Origin of the sequence: Microvirga terrae, from assembly GCF_013307435.2 — a bacterium.
GTDB lineage: Bacteria > Pseudomonadota > Alphaproteobacteria > Rhizobiales > Beijerinckiaceae > Microvirga > Microvirga terrae.
Genome location: NZ_CP102846.1, coordinates 187,792 through 203,788, shown reverse-complemented (window position 1 = coordinate 203,788; position 15,997 = coordinate 187,792). Strand labels below are relative to the sequence as shown.

The 15,997-nt window shown below is 59.5% G+C and carries 9 protein-coding genes and 3 pseudogenes; 5 read left to right on the top strand and 7 right to left on the bottom strand.

Annotated features, from left to right (window positions below; translation table 11 throughout):
- Window positions 1–168 precede the first annotated feature (168 nt).
- From HPT29_RS25745 to HPT29_RS25735, 3 genes and pseudogenes are all read right to left on the bottom strand, one after another.
- Window positions 169–770: pseudogene (locus HPT29_RS25745) on the bottom strand (IS66 family transposase zinc-finger binding domain-containing protein); the annotation flags it as partial.
- Window positions 771–797: 27 nt separating this feature from the next.
- Window positions 798–3,638 carry an ATP-dependent Clp protease ATP-binding subunit gene (locus HPT29_RS25740; protein WP_173945078.1) on the bottom strand — a complete coding sequence of 947 codons (2,841 nt, stop codon included), beginning with the start codon at window positions 3,636–3,638 and terminating at the stop codon, window positions 798–800.
- Window positions 3,639–3,694: 56 nt separating this feature from the next.
- The gene (locus tag HPT29_RS25735) at window positions 3,695–4,291 is read right to left on the bottom strand and encodes a Dps family protein (RefSeq protein WP_173945079.1); all 597 of its coding nucleotides are present in this window, start codon (window positions 4,289–4,291) and stop codon (window positions 3,695–3,697) included.
- 1,044 nt (window positions 4,292–5,335) lie between these two features.
- Here HPT29_RS25735 and HPT29_RS25730 point away from each other — a divergent pair.
- Window positions 5,336–5,506: pseudogene (locus tag HPT29_RS25730) on the top strand (pyruvate/2-oxoglutarate dehydrogenase complex dihydrolipoamide dehydrogenase); the annotation flags it as partial.
- Window positions 5,507–5,809: 303 nt separating this feature from the next.
- On the opposite strand, the gene HPT29_RS25725 reads toward HPT29_RS25730, so the two are convergent.
- From HPT29_RS25725 to HPT29_RS25715, 3 genes are all read right to left on the bottom strand, one after another.
- Window positions 5,810–6,370, bottom strand: a complete 561-nt coding sequence (locus tag HPT29_RS25725; protein WP_259061028.1) for an IS630 family transposase — start codon at window positions 6,368–6,370, stop codon at window positions 5,810–5,812.
- Window positions 6,342–6,875: a winged helix-turn-helix domain-containing protein gene (locus HPT29_RS25720; RefSeq protein ID WP_259061027.1), complete on the bottom strand. Its 534-nt coding sequence runs from the start codon at window positions 6,873–6,875 to the stop codon at window positions 6,342–6,344. The genes HPT29_RS25725 and HPT29_RS25720 overlap by 29 nt, the downstream gene beginning before the upstream one ends.
- A 352-nt stretch (window positions 6,876–7,227) precedes the next feature.
- A complete protein-coding gene (locus HPT29_RS25715) occupies window positions 7,228–8,064 on the bottom strand; it encodes an alpha/beta fold hydrolase (protein WP_432807329.1) in 837 nt (278 codons plus the stop codon).
- A gap of 1,398 nt (window positions 8,065–9,462) precedes the next feature.
- Between HPT29_RS25715 and HPT29_RS25710 the strand changes: the two are divergent.
- Window positions 9,463–10,289 (top strand): annotated as a pseudogene (locus HPT29_RS25710) (IS5 family transposase); the annotation flags it as partial.
- A gap of 307 nt (window positions 10,290–10,596) precedes the next feature.
- Here HPT29_RS25710 and HPT29_RS25705 read toward each other — a convergent pair.
- Window positions 10,597–11,286, bottom strand: a complete 690-nt coding sequence (locus HPT29_RS25705; protein ID WP_173945910.1) for a DsbA family protein — start codon at window positions 11,284–11,286, stop codon at window positions 10,597–10,599.
- Between the two features lie 2,097 nt (window positions 11,287–13,383).
- Between HPT29_RS25705 and HPT29_RS25700 the strand changes: the two genes are divergently transcribed.
- The 3 genes from HPT29_RS25700 to HPT29_RS25690 all read left to right on the top strand — a co-directional run bounded on the left by HPT29_RS25700 (window position 13,384) and on the right by HPT29_RS25690 (window position 15,937).
- Window positions 13,384–13,806, top strand: a complete 423-nt coding sequence (locus HPT29_RS25700; protein ID WP_173945909.1) for a response regulator — start codon at window positions 13,384–13,386, stop codon at window positions 13,804–13,806.
- 211 nt (window positions 13,807–14,017) lie between these two features.
- A complete protein-coding gene (locus HPT29_RS25695; protein ID WP_173945908.1) occupies window positions 14,018–14,575 on the top strand; it encodes a dihydrofolate reductase family protein in 558 nt (185 codons plus the stop codon).
- A 1,188-nt stretch (window positions 14,576–15,763) separates the two neighbouring features.
- The gene (locus tag HPT29_RS25690) at window positions 15,764–15,937 is read left to right on the top strand and encodes a hypothetical protein (RefSeq protein WP_259061024.1); all 174 of its coding nucleotides are present in this window, start codon (window positions 15,764–15,766) and stop codon (window positions 15,935–15,937) included.
- Window positions 15,938–15,997 lie beyond the last annotated feature (60 nt).

Here is a 15,997-nt window from a genome sequence, read left to right as displayed (position 1 = left end):
GCCGGCGCCAGTGTCTGCCGCTGGGCCGTCACGCTCGCCCGGGAGGGCCCGCACGGCTTGGTAGCGCCTTGCATCCCGGGCCTCTCGCCCCGCCTACAATATCACCCCGAGATGAGCGTCCGCTTCTTCCCATGCATGCCTCTCGGTTACCGACGTCCCGTGAAGATCAATAGCCCGATAGCCGTTGGTGACCTTTCGCTGCACCACGGGGGGCGAAACGCCCGCTCACAGGCGCTGTTGGTCGCCGCAACCTGACCAGGATAGTCGCGGAAGCTTAGGATTTGCTCGTGCATCGGGCCGATCTTGGCCTGGAGAGCTTGGGCAAGGGCGCAGGAACTCGTAGCGACGAGGATGCTGGCTCATTGCCGCTCCAGCGTTTTTCACTTGGCCACCGGGGTCGATGCAGCCGGGCGGTAATCTGGTCCGAGAGGGGAAGATGGCATTGAGCCAGAGCTGCAAGCGCCCGGGCACCGGAACGTCACTGACCTCCACCGCATAGGCAGCGTCCCGTGACAGATCCGCCAGACGGGTCTGGTAGCGACACCGTGCAGTCGCGGCCCAAACGACATCCCGTTGGCGGCGTCCGGCACGGTGGCGGCGGCTCTGTTGCCGCCGGCCGGGCAGCGCACCTTCAGGCGCCAATGCTGGGTGACATGCGCCGCTACCTGCGGGACGTCGATCTGCTCGTGGACGCTGGTCGCCTCCGCCGGCAGACCATCCATCAGAACGGCCGAACAGCACGAGCACCGATCGGGACGGTGCTCGACCACCAAATAGTAATCCCGAACGGCCTTGTTTTACTCTGCTACCTCGTGCGCCGCGGGTGACTTGGAAATCTTTTGCTCAACCTCGTCCAAGCTACCACTCCACTCAACTGCCTCTGACTTCGCCTGCGGCTCGAGCACGACCCTCTGCTGGTCGCGGTCCCAGCGCGCGGTCACCCGGTCGCCTTCATGGACCTCGTCCGCCAGCATCGCCCGGGCCAGCTGGGTCTCCAGCTCGGAGCGGATGAGGCGCCGCAGCTCGCGCGCGCCGAACTCCGGCCGGAAGCCGGCGGCCGCCAGGTGGTCGACAAGGCTGGCGTCGATCTCAAGATCGACGCCTTGGCCATGGGCGGTCCGCCTGACGCGCTCCAGCTGAAGCTCGACGATGGAGCGGATCTCGCCCCGCGCCAGGGCATGGAACACGATGATCTCGTCGATGCGGTTGATGAACTCCGGTCGGAAGTGGCCGCGCAGCACGTCCATCAGCTCGCGCTTCAGACGGGCCTGATCGTCCTCGGCCGTGCCGCGCAGATTGAGGTGGCGCTGGATGATGTCGGAGCCCAGGTTCGACGTGGCGATCAGGATGGTGTTGGTGAAGTCCACGACCCGTCCCTTGCCGTCGGTCAGCCGGCCATCGTCGAACACCTGCAGCAGCACGTTGTAGACGTCCGGATGCGCCTTCTCGATTTCGTCGAGAAGAACCACCGAATAGGGCCGGCGCCGCACGCGCTCGGTCAGCTGCCCGCCCTCCTCGTAGCCGACATAGCCGGGCGGCGCGCCGATGAGCCTGGCGACCGCGTGGCGCTCCATGTATTCCGACATGTCGAGCCGGATCATCGCGTCCTCCTCGCCGAAGACGGTCTCGGCGAGAGCCTTGGCCAGTTCGGTCTTGCCGACGCCGGTGGGGCCGAGGAACAGGAAGGTCGCGATGGGGCGGCGCCCCTCCCGCAGGCCGGCCCGCGCCAGGCGCACGGCATCGCTGACCGCCCTGACCGCCTCCTCCTGGCCGATCACGCGCTGGTGCAGGCGCTCTTCCATCTTCACGAGGCGCTGACGCTCCTCGGTCGTCAGCTCGTTGACCGGAACACCCGTGAGCTTGGACACCACCTGGGCGATATCCTCGGTGCGCACCTCCGTCGAGGCCGAGCCGCGTTCCCGCCGCCAGCGTTCGGTCGCGTCCTGGAGCTCCTTGCTGCGGGCATCGTGCCGGGCCTGGATGTCCGAGGCGCGGTCGAAGTGCTTGCGGGAGGAGGCGTAATCCTGTTCGCGCTTGAGCTGGCGCACCTCGGCTTCCATTTCCTGCACGTCCACGGGCCTGGCGGTGGCCGAGATCTTCACCCGGGCGGCGGCCTGGTCGACGAGGTCGATGGCCTTGTCCGGCAGGAAGCGCCCGGTGATATAGCGGTCGGAGAGTTCGGCGGCCGCGATCACGGCCTCGTCCGTGATGGTGACCTTGTGGTGCGCCTCGAGGGTGTCGCGCAGGCCGCGCAGGATCATGATGGTCTGGGCGATGGTCGGCTCGGGCACGAAGACCGGCTGGAAGCGACGCTCCAGGGCGGCGTCCTTCTCGATGTGCTTCTGGTATTCGTTGAGTGTGGTGGCGCCGATCAGGTTGAGCTCGCCGCGCGCGAGCGCCGGCTTGAACACGTTGGCGATGTCGAGACCGCCTTCGCCCCCGCCTTGGCCGGCCCCCACGATGGTGTGGATCTCGTCGATGAACAGAACAAGCTCGTCCTCGCGCTCGGTGACCTCCTTGAGGATCTGCTGGACGCGCTCCTCGAACTCGCCCCGGTATTTCGAGCCGGCCACCATCGAGTTGATCGACAGCTCCACGAGGCGCTTGTCGCGCAGGCTCTCGGGCACCTCGCCGGCAACGATGCGCTGAGCAAGCCCCTCGACGATGGCCGTCTTGCCGACGCCCGGCTCGCCGATGAGGACCGGGTTGTTCTTCTTGCGCCGGGCCAGCACCTCGATGGTGGTCTCGATCTCCCTGGCGCGGCCGATCACCGGATCGAGCTTGCCGTCGCGGGCGAGCTTGGTGAGATCGCGGGAGTACTTGTCGAGGTTGGGCGTGTTGGTGGGGGTGTCGACCCGCCCTTCCTCGGCGCCGCGCCCGACCACCTTGGTGACCTGCTGGCGAATGGCCTGCGGGGTGAGGCCGTAGCGGTTCAGAACATCGGGTCCGATGCCTTCTCCCTCCTCGGCCAAGCCGATGAGCAGGTGCTCCGGCCCGACATAGGAATGGCCGAACTCACTGGAAGCCGAGAAGGCCCGGGAGAGGGCGCTCTTGACCCGGGGCGAAACCCCGATCTCGCCGCCTTCCTCCGGGTTGAAATCGCCCCGCGGGCTTTCCGCGACGATCTGGTTGCGCAGGTCATCGAGGGAGACCTTGAACTGGTCGAGGATGGTGCGCACGACATCGCTCTCGGTGAGGGCGAGGAGCAGATGCTCGGTGTCGACTTCCCGCCGGCCGAAATCGCCGGCCCGTCGTGCGGCCGCCTGCAGGATCTCCTCGGCATGCTCGCTCAGTCGCTCGGCGACGCCGGCGGCAGCGCCCCGTCTGCGGGCGCGACCCCGTCCGGATCTGGCCGGAATGGGCGTGCCGCCGTCCCCCGTGTCGGAGGGCTCATCGGCAGGCCTTCCTGCGCTGCCGCGCGGGCTCTCGCCGAAGACGTCGCCCCCGAAGAAGTCGTCGAACAGGTTGCCGCGCCCGCCGAAAAGGGACTCCAGCGGCGAACTCGGCCGCTGCTGCCGCGCCAGCCGCCGGTAATCGACGTCACAGAGCTCCATGGTCTGGCGCTGGCCGTTGCTGACAACCTGCGCTCGAACGGTCGCAGGCCGGACACCACAGATGTCACAGATTCCGTCCGCCATGGCTTTCCTCCCTTCGGCGCTGCCAAACTTGTTGGTCTTTCATGCAGGTCAATAGCTCATCGGGTGCGCACGAGCGGCGTGTCGACCAGATGCTCGGCAATGAACCAAGCCTCAAGTTCGTTAACACGGATGACCTCGGAGACGATCAGGTCATTGGTGCCATCGTCACCCTGCTCTACGGTTCGCTTTGCCGCGTCATGGGCATCGACAAGAATCAACTCATGAGCCTCCAGCAGTCGTGACAACATCGCCGGCACTTCCTCGCAGCCATTGGGGGCTCGCGGAATGCGCGTAATCTCCGCCACATGCCGCGGATCACCAACAGCAAGGCCTCCAAGTGTTTGGATCCGCTCAGCGAGAGCATCAATGAGTTTAACCTGCTCATCAGCATGTCTATCGAGCAAGAGGTGCAACTGGTAGAAGGTGGCTCCTCGCATCAGCCAATGATTCTTCTTGTAAACGGAATATATGATCTGGGTGTCGGCAAGGATCTGGTTCAGGCGTTGGCACGAGTATAGCCGTGCATCATGCGACAGTCCGAGCGGAAACTGCCGGACGGTTCCGAATGCTTGGATTTCCCGACCTTCTTGATGTAGCCAGGGTTGGCTGTTCTGGTGCACGAGTTTGTTACCGGTTCTGTGTAACGCTTTCATCGCCACTCTCCTTTCACCGCACACGCGATCTCGGATGGGGTAGACCTCTGACTGCTTACTCTTCGGAGCAGTCCCGGATCGTCGGTCTTCTAGCTCTTGATTCATGTTGAAGCCGCTGATGCGGATTGCACCGCTGCGCCACAGTGGGCAGCTTGCAGCAAGGCAACCATTCTCGGCTCAGCGTGGTGTTCGCAGGACGTGCTCTTTGAGCTGTGGCAGCTCGGCCAATACTGCTTCGGGCTGGCCCCTTCAGACAATCTTGAACAGAGTCGAACTTTACCGCTTGAGCGCACCAGTAAGTGAACAGGCGAAGTGATCGTCGATGTCGTGGTCAGTTCCGGAGCCAGTGAGTGCTCCGACTGTCGCCAATTTGTCGCCAGGGAAGCTAACTAAAGGGCAGATGCCGCCATAACCCAGCAGCATGTCCCCGGCGGTCGGACATAGCCTCCAATGCAGCTTCTGTCGGGATAAGATTAGCTCCCCGCGTCAGCTGAACCTTATCGTTCGGCTGTCGCTTGTCGACAACCGCGACTATTGTTTTGATTAGATACTTCTTGCGAAGCCGTTTCATTTCTGTGAAGGCACGAACGGACTCTTTCCACTTATCAAAGTCAACTGCACGAGTTTTGCTATGATAGAACTCTTCGTTTCAAAGTTTGAGTTATTATTGAGCTGGATGAGGAACCATTGCGAAACGTCTGCAATTTATGTTTGCACAGTTCCAGAAGGCATTCACCTGTCACTTTTCGCAGGCTGCCGAGGCGATTTGACAACGGCATTATCGACATAGACTATTGCTCTACTCGGTACTCTCAGAATTGTCGGCGCTCGTAAGAATTGGATCGGCAGGAGCAATCTTGTCACATGCTATTCCTCAGAGCTACAGCGCCATAGAACATCAGCCCATATGTAGCTTTGCGCTTTCAGGATTCATCCGAATCTTTGATAGGATCATCGTGCAATAAACGGTCGAGGGCCGCACGGTGCCGTTCATGTGGCAGGAAGTCGGACCTCAGTCGCTGCAACGAGCATAGGAGCGATACCATGACCGCATTGTTTGATGCCATCGTAGTCAGCGCCGGCCAGGCCGGATCGTCGCTTGCGGGGCGATTGGCCAAGGAGTGCATGCAGGTCGCCATCATCGAGTGCACGCTGCTCGGTGAGACCCGCGTGAATACCGGCTGCAGGCCGACCAAAGGCCTGGTGGCCAGCGCCTGAATGGCTGTCCAATCTATGGGCGAGCGAGTTTAAATTGGACCCAGAATTCGCTCAGTCTGAAAAGACTGTAGCGGAGACCAGGATCATCGCCAAGCACATAGTCTTAGTTGATTGACTCAACCAAACAAGAACACAATACGATACAGGCCGATTCTACACCCCGGCCTGAAAGCAAGCCGTTGAATTTCATTCATACGAGCTCAAACGTATCCCTACTATCCTCATGCAACATTAATGGCCTGGATTACGAAAGCTATCAGAAGTTTGGAGCCACCAAACGAGAAATAAAGTAATACCCGCTCAGGGAATTGGTGACGCGGTGAGATACGGGTATGCCGTCAATGTTGTGAGACGGCCTGTCTCGTCGAGGAGCCGGTTCCAGGCGCGACAGACCGCGTCGAGCACCGCGTCATAGTCGTCGAGTACGCGGTGCGAGAGATAGCGTTCGCGCAGGTACAGCCAGACGCGTTCCACTGGGTTCAGCGCGGGTGACGCTGGCGGCAGCGGCAAAAGGGTGATGGTGTCCGGCACATGCAAGGCCCGGGCGTCGTGCCAACCGGCCTGATCGAGCACGAGCACTGCGTGCACACCGGGCTCGAGCTGCTGCGCGAAGTGCTCCAGAAAGATCGTCATCGCGTCGGCATTCACCCGCGGCAGCGCCAAGGCGAAGGTTTCGTCGGTGCCGGGCCGGCAGGCGGCAAACAGATATAAGCTCTCGAAGCGCTGATCGACCACACCGGGCGGACGCACGCCACGCTCATACCAGACGCGCGTGGTCCGGCCCTTCTGGCCAAAGCGCGCCTCGTCCTGGCACCAGAGCTGAAGACGCGCCTCAGGATGCTCTGCCGCGATGGTGCCCAATCTTGCGGGCAGCTCCTTTTTTGAACGCCGCTTGTGCGGCCGAACTGCCCTTCGGGTGCGAGGGCCGGGTCTTCTGCCGCGACAGGTTCAGCCGCTTGAGCAGGCACGAGAGCCCCCACTGGCCGTAGCGGACCCCATAGGTTTGTTCGACATGCTCGCACAGGTCAACCAGACGCCAGGCGCTGACCCCATCGCGCTCGGGCTCCGGTCCGTGCAGGATGTAGGCCTTGAGGGCGGCCTGCTGCCCAGGGTTGAGTTGCTCCGGGCGACCGGAGCGATGCCGGTCCTGCAGGCCGTCCGGTCCCTCGGCATTGAAGCGCTTTATGGCATCGTGCAGGGCCTGGCGCTCCATGCCGGCCAGCCGGGCGGCCTCCGTTCGGGTCATGCCCTCGAGCGCATTGGCGATCGCCAACAGCCGCAGGCTGGCCCGGGTGTCCTTCTCGCGAGCGGCGCGCTGGCGCAAATCCGATGGAGGGTAGTCCTGACGGATCGGGAGCCCGGCCATGGTGGTCTCCTGCAATTGCGCCCCCTGCCATCAGGGAATCATGCCAGCTACATCGATGCAAATCCGAGTCAGCAATTCTCTGGATGGGTATAAAACCAAGTTCAGTGGATGCAACCATTCTACCCTTTATTCTTTGGATGAAGGCAGTCCAATGTGATTTATGCCACGACGTACCCGCCAGATTTCTTCGTCTCTTTGAGCAATGCGCATAAATTCTATGACGATAATTAAGCCAGCGAGCGATCGTCCACGATCATTTTCAGAACATAGATACTGCCTATGTTGCCAGCTTAGAAGTCTCCAGACGCTTCAGTGTAGGTGCTGAGGACGCAAAGTGCCTATGCGGCTAAGATCAGACTCTCACAAAGGCGAGTAGATCCGGATTGATTACATCCGCGTGGGTCGTAAGCATCCCATGCGGGTAGCCCTTGTAAACCTTGAGCGTGCCGTTCTTGAGCAGTTTGACTGATTTCAGTGCTGCGTCTGCGATCGGGACGATCTGATCATCGTCACCATGCATCACGAGCGTCGGCACGGTGATCGACTTTAAGTCCGCGGTCTGATCGGTCTCCGAAAAGGCCTTGATCCCATCATAGTGCGCCTTGGCTGCCCCAATCATGCCCTGACGCCACCAATTTTGGATCACGCCGGGATAGACTATAACGCCCTCACGGTTGAAGCCGTAGAATGGGCCTCTGGCGACGTCTAGGTAGAACTGCGCCCGATTCGCAGCGAGACTCTTGCGAAAGCCGTCGAACACCTCAATTGGTTGGCCATCCGGATTGCTATCGGACCTGACCATCAAAGGTGGAACCGCACTCACCAGAACCGCCTTGGCAACACGGCCGCTAGGCTGGCCGTGCTTTGCAACGAAGCGGGCGACCTCGCCGCCCCCGGTCGAGTGACCAATATGAACGACATTCCTCAGATCGAGGGCTTCAACCACCGCAAAGGCGTCGGCAGCGTAGTGGTCCATATCGTGACCGTCGCTGACCTGTGTCGAGCGTCCGTGACCACGTCTATCATGAGCCACGACGCGGTAGCCGTGCTGCAAGAAGAACAGCATCTGTGCGTCCCAGTCATCGGCAGAGAGGGGCCAGCCATGATGAAACATGATTGGCTGGGCATCCTTCGGCCCCCAATCCTTGTAGAAGATATCGGTCCCGTCCTTGGTGGTGATCGTTGCCATGAAATCCGTTCCTTTCGCTTTGGTAGAAGGTGACGCCGCTTCCGATATGGCCGGCAGGGCAAGAGAGACGGCGAGGGACGCTGCTCCCGCCAAAGTGTCGCGTCGGGTCAGCGAACCGGGAACGCGGAGTGATCTGGGCATTGGGATTTTTCCTTCGTTAGTCCGCGGTGAGATTCTCGACTAACCGAACTACGCGAGCAAACGCTGGGCTAGTGACGCATCCAGGCGCTGGTGGAGATGGTCGACCTGAGCCTTCAAGTCGATGCCCATATTCGTCAATGTGCTCCGGAGCAGCGGCGCACTGGAACGTGCCCCAACGGGAGATCGGTCGGAGCACCCTTCGTTTAAGGACCAAGACAGGGCCGCGAGCAAGGCAAAGCCTGTGTTTTGCACGGGAGGGAAGGTGATCGTGATGAAGCAACGGTTCCAATCGTTTGCCATGAGAGCAGCCATGGCTGTAAGTGGGTGTGCGGCTCCTGCGGCCTTTTAGGAGACGCGCGTGCTCCTGCAAATTCACCACGGGCAATGGGTAGGACTGGGTCACGCTCTGAGTCTGTTGTGACCCTCCCGTTTGAGGCCAAGGAAACAATAGGTTCATAGGGATTAGGCTTCGAGCCTACAACTGCGGACGTAAACGGTGAACAAATGCAAGGGGCGCGTCAGTAGCAGGACAAAGAGATGATCCAACATCCTAGTTGTCCCTAACGTCGTCGTGCTGGCTCATCTTTATGTAAAAGAACACGAGCCAGCTCACCACGCTAAGCGGTGCGATGACGCCTAAGATGATAGCAATTACCTCTACTATCACAGTCGACCTCTTGAAAGATCCTTAGCAAGGAGCGGGGGGCCGCCGGCGCTCGTGGGGGAACGCCGACTTACCAAGTTCAGCAGCGCTTCCGCCCATACCGATGAGAGAAGCGCCTCACTGCTGGGAGAGGCGCTTGAGGTCAGGAAGGAACGCGCGTTGAAGCAAAACCAATCTACGCGCTTGGGCCATCATGGTCTTTGATAATCGTGCTTTGGATTGAACATCGGTGCCAATCTATCGATTTGTCCGCACTGGATTCTGTGCCCACCCGCAGGCACGAGAAGTAAGTAAATGGTGGCCCCAATTAAATTGGGCTGGGTTGCATCGTCCCGACGACACACATACCAATGCCCGCATTACCGTCATCGGAGCGTGGAACATGAAGCGGCTGAACGTATGCCTTTGCTATCTGACGCGACGTTGCCCTTGCATTGCTCCTTTAGTCACTTTCGGTTGAGAGCGGTGTACGAGGAGTTCGGGCGCAACCTCTGGAATTAAGAGGAAACATCTAGATCCTGTCTGACGGCCTGTGAACCTGCATGAGGATATTGCTGTTGCCTTGGTGGGGCTCACCAAGGCGAGGACCTGCGATGCGGCGGCACGAACTGAGCGATGCGCAATGGGAGCTGATTGCCGATCTGATGCCTCATTCTGGCCCACAGGGCGGCGGGCGCTGGCGGGATCACCGGCAGGTGGTGAACGGGCTGATGTGGAAGCTGTGTACCGGAGCGCAGTGGCGCGATCTGCCCGAGCGCTACGGCCCTTGGCAAACGGTCTATGAGCGCCTGACGCGATGGCGCCGTGAAGGACTATTCGACAGGATCCTGGATCGCCTTCGGCTCAGGCTGAACGCCGAAGGGCTGATTGATCTGGATCTGTGGTGCATCGACAGCACCTCGGTGCGAGCGAGCCGCTCGGCGGCCGGAGCGCGTAAAAAGGGGATCTACAGGAGCCGGATGACCATGCACTCGGCCTGTCGCGAGGCGGCTTCGGCAGCAAGATCCACCTGGTGAGCGATGGATCAGGCCTGCCGCTGGCCTTCACCCTCACGCCCGGGCAGCGGCACGAGGTGCCCGCCTTCGAGCCAACCTTGAAGGCCGTCCGCCTGCCCAATCCGAGAGGCCGTCCGACCACGCGACCCAAGTACCTGGCGGGCGACAAGGCCTACAGCTACAGACCTGTCTTCCGTTATTTGCGGCGGCGCCATGTTCGACCCGTGATCCCGCCCCGCGCCGGCGGCAACATGGGCAAGGGGTGCGCGCGAGCGTTCGATCCTGATCTTTACCGCAGACGCAACATCAGCGAGCGCTGTGTCGGATGGCTGAAAGGATACCAATCCATCGCCACACGGCCTGAGAAGCTTCACGTCAAGTTCGCCGCGATGGTGAAGCTCGCGTCCTTGCGCAAGTACCTGCGCACAATCAGGCCGTCAGACAGGATCGAAGTGCGATTCGAGAACAGCCTCTTAATACGAGTGGGGCGCAGGTTCGTGCCTGACCGCTTCCACCGAGCGAGAGGCAAGAGCAAGCGGCCCCTCCCTATTCACGTCGGTGTTCCTGTTTACCTTAGCACCTAAGGTATACATCACAGAGAACCGCGAAGGCAGTCAAGAAAGCAACCGTTCTCTTTGGCAGAATTTAGGCAAGAAGCCCCATTCAGGACCATTGGGTGCACGCTGACCTCGCCAATGACCGGGCTGACGGCAGTCTAGGTACCCCTAATTGTCAGAGTTGCCCTCGCGGATCCTTCTCATCACGGGTGTGGTCAGCAACTTCGTGTGCAACTTGTCTGAACAAACCCTTGTCATGAAGTCCGAACACCACGTGGTTTTCGATGAGCCAACCTGGGGTTCCCGCAATACCGATGCGATGGGCAGCAGCCTCTGACTCGGCTACTGCGGCATCTGCACTTCCGTCTGAGATGGCGCCCTGAACGAGGTCCAGATCAACTCCAGCCTGTTCCGCATAGCTGTTGACCAGGGTCGTGTCGCCTATGTCTTCACCTAAGCTAAAATGGCTGAGGAAAAGCTGATGATAGAGGGTTGTGAATCCCTCCGAATGATGTCGGCGAACCCATTCCGCGACAGCAAGCGCATATCGGCTGTTCGGCAGGCGTGATGGCCAACGTAAAGGTAAGCCGGCGTCGTAAGCCTCCCGTTCTAGACGATCATACATCTCGCCGGACCTTGGTCCGACAGTGACACCGCCTGTCGGGATCCCGGGGTGGGCCTGAAATGGTACCTTAACGATGATAAGACCAGACCGGTTCAGGATCTCGTTACGGCTGCGCGCGACATAACAAAACGGGCAAATGAAATCGAACCAGTGCCATGCTGTCTTCGCTATCGGAGAACCGATAGAAGGCAGCTCCGTGGCTTGGGCGCCTTGCTCATTCTGACCTTCAGGTTGCATCATGGTTCAATCTCACTCACTGCTGTGCGATAGGACCAAACGACGGACAACTCTCACGACGCCTCTGCGGATTGCGGTCGCACCTTTGCGATATCTTGGCAATCGCGTGAGAACCGTGCCGCGATCATGGCAGCTATATAATTGGACGCCTCAATCCTGAACAGGACATGGCTGGCCCCATTTCTCCTGAATTGCGCCAACGGAACTGGCAAAATGCCTGAGGACGGGGATAGGCCTTGCAAGGCGACCATAGCCGCCCACCGGGGTTACACTGGGCCGTCCATATTCCTCGTGCTCTCAAGAAGAGCCTCGACCTTTGAATATGCCAAGCCCGCGTCAGTGGTGGAGAGTGCGCTTCTTGTGGTATGCGCGATACCGCTGGACCCGGCTGGTGCTTTGAGGAATCCCGAGCACTCCCTTTACTCCACCGACTACGCCTCCTGCAACACCACCAACGGCACCGCCGACAGCAGCACCAACAGGACCAGCGGCTCGATTGCCAACATCAGCCCCTTGCTTAGCTCCGCGCACCATGCCTTGCGCCTGAGAGACAGAGGGCATCGTGAAAACAGCGAGGCCAATTGTCAACAGGATGCCAGATCGTTTCATAAGCGTTTCTCCTTATTGCAACTCCATAAAAACGGATGCGTGGGGGGCTTTCCTTGCCGAGCCTACGTCTTGGGGTTACGATTGGCGAACGGTGGCCTGCCTATCATGCGTAAGCCCGTACTTGCAAACTGTTAGGTTCAGCACCTCCAATCGGCACCGCTACCTTGTCTCTCGCCGGACCCTTGCCACTTTAGGGCAGAGGCTGTCCGTCAATAGCAACTAGTTACGACGGCTTTCTAACCCAAGCCCCAACGCGCTACTCTTCGCCCGTGCTTAGGTGCCTGTGAGAGCGTCTGCTGCGCCTTGGTGATGCTCCTGACACACCAAAATTGCTCTCCGAAGCTCGCTGTTGACCATGGGCCGGGAGCGTCTCCGTTTCGGCCGTTCCTTACCCTAACCTCAAAAGATGCCGTCAGTGGTGACCTGTCATAAGTTGAGGATCGACCGTGCTACGCAAGTAACAGTTCTTCAGTATGCAACCGACACTCCGAGGGGTCTTTCGAGATTGCCCGAAAAGACTTTTGGACACACAATCACTATACCAAGATCAAGTAGTGGTCGACATCGGAGTAGATGGTGCGCTGATGGCCTGCGCAACCCAGCTTGCTTGCAAGCGCATGTGTCGACCAATGCCTTGTCGGAAAGGGTTGCTCCGGTCTCTGCTTTTTCGATGCATCGGTATGTGGGAGCTAAAGCAACGGCATGAATGCTTGGATGTATCTTACCTTGCCAGTTGGCGAATGGGGGCCCACTTATTTGATGGACGCCGCCGGAGAGTCCACACACGCACTACCGGAAGCTCGTCTCATGATTCCCTCCGAAACTCGATTTCTTCCTTTAGACCTTCGGGCAGATTGATCGATGCCCGGGTGGCCGTGAAGTGCTCGATAGGGCCAACTTCGAGATAAGCTCAATGCTTATCTACTTGACTTCTGCGCAACCACAAGACTTTCCGTCCGGTTCTCATTGATCCCATCACGAAACACTCACATGGGTGCGGGGAGGGCGCCTATGTTACCTGCGCCAAGGCAGATCCAAGGAAGCGGCATCGCGGCACTGTCGGAGCCAAAGACCTGTGTATCGGGGCACTGGCGAATAGAGTACCAACCCAGTGAACTATTATTACAAGAATCTTGACAACTCTGAACTGGTTCAGCTGGGCCTGTCAGTGTCAGGAAATTGGTTATTGTCATATGCGATCGAGGTCTTCATCTCGCTCGTCTGTTGGTGGAGAACCAACCCTACTCCGAGCAGGTGCCAACTAGCAGTAGTCGCAGGGCGACATCCTCTCAGATTTATGCCGGAATACCCGAAACTACAGGTCGGTTAGAAATCCCATGGACATCCTTCGCCACTTTCTCATCTTAACGCTGAGGGAAAATCGGGAGGGGCTACAGCGCTCAGAGAGGATGCAGCATCAGATAAGAATCATTGCCCGGCAGATCGGGCGAACGTGAGCGTCGTAGTCCATAGACAGTCTGGAGGCACGCCATGTCAGGTGACGAGCGGAAACCCCGCATACTCGTTGTGGAAGATGAGGCGATGGTCGGCTTGCTGATTGAGGACATGGTCCGAGACAGCGGCGGCGAAATCGTTGGCCCGGTCGCCACGTTTGAGGACGCTTTGGATCTGGCTCGCAATGCAGTGTTCGATATTGCCGTTCTCGACCTCAACCTGAACGGTACTCTCAGCTATCCGATCGCTGACGTTGTTCGTGGCCGCAGGATCCCGATCATCTTCTCAACCGGCTATGGCTCAGAAGGATTACGAGAGGGCTTTAGGGATTTGCCCGTCTTGCATAAGCCGTTCAGCCAAGGCGATTTTGCTCAAGCCATTTCGGCCGCGTGTGCAATGTCACGGTTTGCAAAGACACAAAGAGTTTTCACTGAAGTGGATAGGACATCAAACGGTTAGGGCCTCACATAGGGATTGGAGACCCCGTATGTGAAGGGTGGAAAGGAATGCCTCAGCCGCTGCGGGAAAAGACCCATCGGTCCTCTTCTCCTGGGGGCTGGACTCGACCACTCGAGCGGCGAGGTTCGGTTTTCGACCCTTAGCGAAAGTTGAAGTTCAACCGTAAGCAGTAGCCCTAGAACTTTTCGAGCGTAGGGCATAGGATCGCCGCATGGGACTATTGACCTTCAGCATCAACGTCACCCTGGACGGCTGCGTCGACCATCAGGAGGGAATCGCTGACGAGGAGACGCACGCGTTCTTCACCGGCCTGATGGACGCGGGCGGGGCGATGCTGTGGGGCCGTGTCACCTACGAAATGATGGAGAGCTACTGGCCGGCCGTCGCTCGCGGCGACGTGGAGGCGTCGCCAGCCATACGCGAGTGGGCCGTCAAGCTGGAGGCCAAGCCGAAATACGTGGTGTCGTCGACGCGAAAGGACTTCCCGTGGACCAACAGCCACCACATCGCCGACGACCTGCGAACCGGCGTGCAGAGGCTCAAGGACGCGATGCCGGCGGGCGTGCTCCTCGGCAGCGGCAAACTCGCGACCGAGCTGGACCGGCTGGATCTGATCGACGAGTACAAGCTCCTCGTTCATCCCAGGATCGCCGGCCACGGCCCAACCCTGTACCAGGGCGGGCTGCCCAGTACGCGACGGCTCGAACTGGTTTCGGCGAAGCCGCTCCGCAATGGCGCGGTCGCCATGCACTACTGGCGCGAATGCTGACTTCGAGTAGCCTTTCGCGCACAGCTTGGGGATTTGCACGTTGCGGGAGCGACAGCGGCATCCGGAGGTCAGGACGTGCAGAATGCCCGAGATGATCTGTCTGTCATCCTTGTGCTCGGCCCGGGCTAGTTCTGCGGCATGTACGGTTCAATTACAGTGCACTGCACATCCGAGAGCCAGAACCCATTCGCGATCATCGCCTCCGAGCCGCCCAGCACCGAACCGGATCACGAAACTGCAGCTCCAACAATGCTTTGGTTTGGGTCAGGCCCTAACGGTTCCAATTTGTCAATCTGGTTGGGAGAGCGGAGCGGACATTGAGAGAAGCGTGGTGCTCTTCTGGGGTTGATCCGCGACGAGCCTCCCGATTTTCGACCGCTGGTAAGTGCGAACTGAACGGCCACGCTGTCATTATTCATGGGTAAGGACAAGTGCTCCCTGGTACGGCCGGCTCCTGGCCTTAACAGGAGAGAAATGACAATTAGTAGGAACAAGAATAACAGTACTGCGCAACACAGGAGGACCCGGAAGCGAGTGGAGAAGTCCATGTCCTATTCCGCCTTCCGTCCTGCACCCAAGAGGGGAACTGCTGCTGCCAAGCGTGTGCAGACCAAGGCAATGGCCGCACGTCCCGCTGTCAGTTCACCGTTACAACCTACATATTTTGCACGCGACGAAGGGCCTATTTTGGGTCTGACTATCCGGTCTCTGGCTGATATCACAGTCGGCTAAAGGTATTTCCTCCCTGCGGTTGGCCGAAGCACTCGGCGTCAGCTGGCCGATGCGTCGGCGCATAGGGCATCCACTGCGTTCGGTGATCGGACGCGAGCAGGCCTTGGATGGCATGTCTGAGACCTACAGGCTCTGGATCGGCGGCAAGTCGCGGCGGGAGATGAATTTTTCTCCACTAGGCCGTTTACGCAAAGGCTGGCCGAAGAGCCATACAATGTCGGCGCTGATAGCCGTGCCGGGGCCGCCATTTGTGAGCATCGGTGCATCGTATGGTGAGGATCGGGCCGCGGTGTTTGAGGATCAGTCTGAGTTCCAAACCGATCGGGCTCTCACGGAAGTGACAGATCCCAGTGATTATCTGAGGAGCGATGAAAAAATTCTTCGTATCTCTGGGCAGTGCCTGTGCGGTCGACGAGACCACCTCCCACAAAGCGCGCCATTTTGCCCGCTGCCCGGATGCACATTAACTCGACGAAGGGCCTCAACTATCGCATTCGCCTCACCGTCCTGGGCGTGTTCCACCCCATCAGCCTGTATCTGGCAAATCTCTACGTCAACGAGGTTGGCTTCCGCTGGCCGAAACGGGTTGACACAGGCGGGGCGTCACAGCGCACGGGCAAGGAACGCTAAATCACCGAGACCTTGTGAGCGCGAATACCGCTCACCGCGCGGCTCCTGGCCATATTCTGC

Excerpts from the sequence above, each read along its gene's own strand:
- HPT29_RS25735 (WP_173945079.1), bottom strand. The coding sequence starts at position 4,291 with ATGAAAGCGTTACACAGAACCGGTAACAAACTCGTGCACCAGAACAGC.
- HPT29_RS25740 (WP_173945078.1), bottom strand. The coding sequence starts at position 3,638 with ATGGCGGACGGAATCTGTGACATCTGTGGTGTCCGGCCTGCGACCGTT.
- HPT29_RS25705 (WP_173945910.1), bottom strand. The coding sequence starts at position 11,286 with ATGATGCAACCTGAAGGTCAGAATGAGCAAGGCGCCCAAGCCACGGAG.
- HPT29_RS25715 (WP_432807329.1), bottom strand. The coding sequence starts at position 8,064 with ATGGCAACGATCACCACCAAGGACGGGACCGATATCTTCTACAAGGAT.
- HPT29_RS25720 (WP_259061027.1), bottom strand. The coding sequence starts at position 6,875 with ATGGCCGGGCTCCCGATCCGTCAGGACTACCCTCCATCGGATTTGCGC.
- HPT29_RS25695 (WP_173945908.1), top strand. The coding sequence starts at position 14,018 with ATGGGACTATTGACCTTCAGCATCAACGTCACCCTGGACGGCTGCGTC.
- HPT29_RS25690 (WP_259061024.1), top strand. The coding sequence starts at position 15,764 with ATGCACATTAACTCGACGAAGGGCCTCAACTATCGCATTCGCCTCACC.
- HPT29_RS25700 (WP_173945909.1), top strand. The coding sequence starts at position 13,384 with ATGTCAGGTGACGAGCGGAAACCCCGCATACTCGTTGTGGAAGATGAG.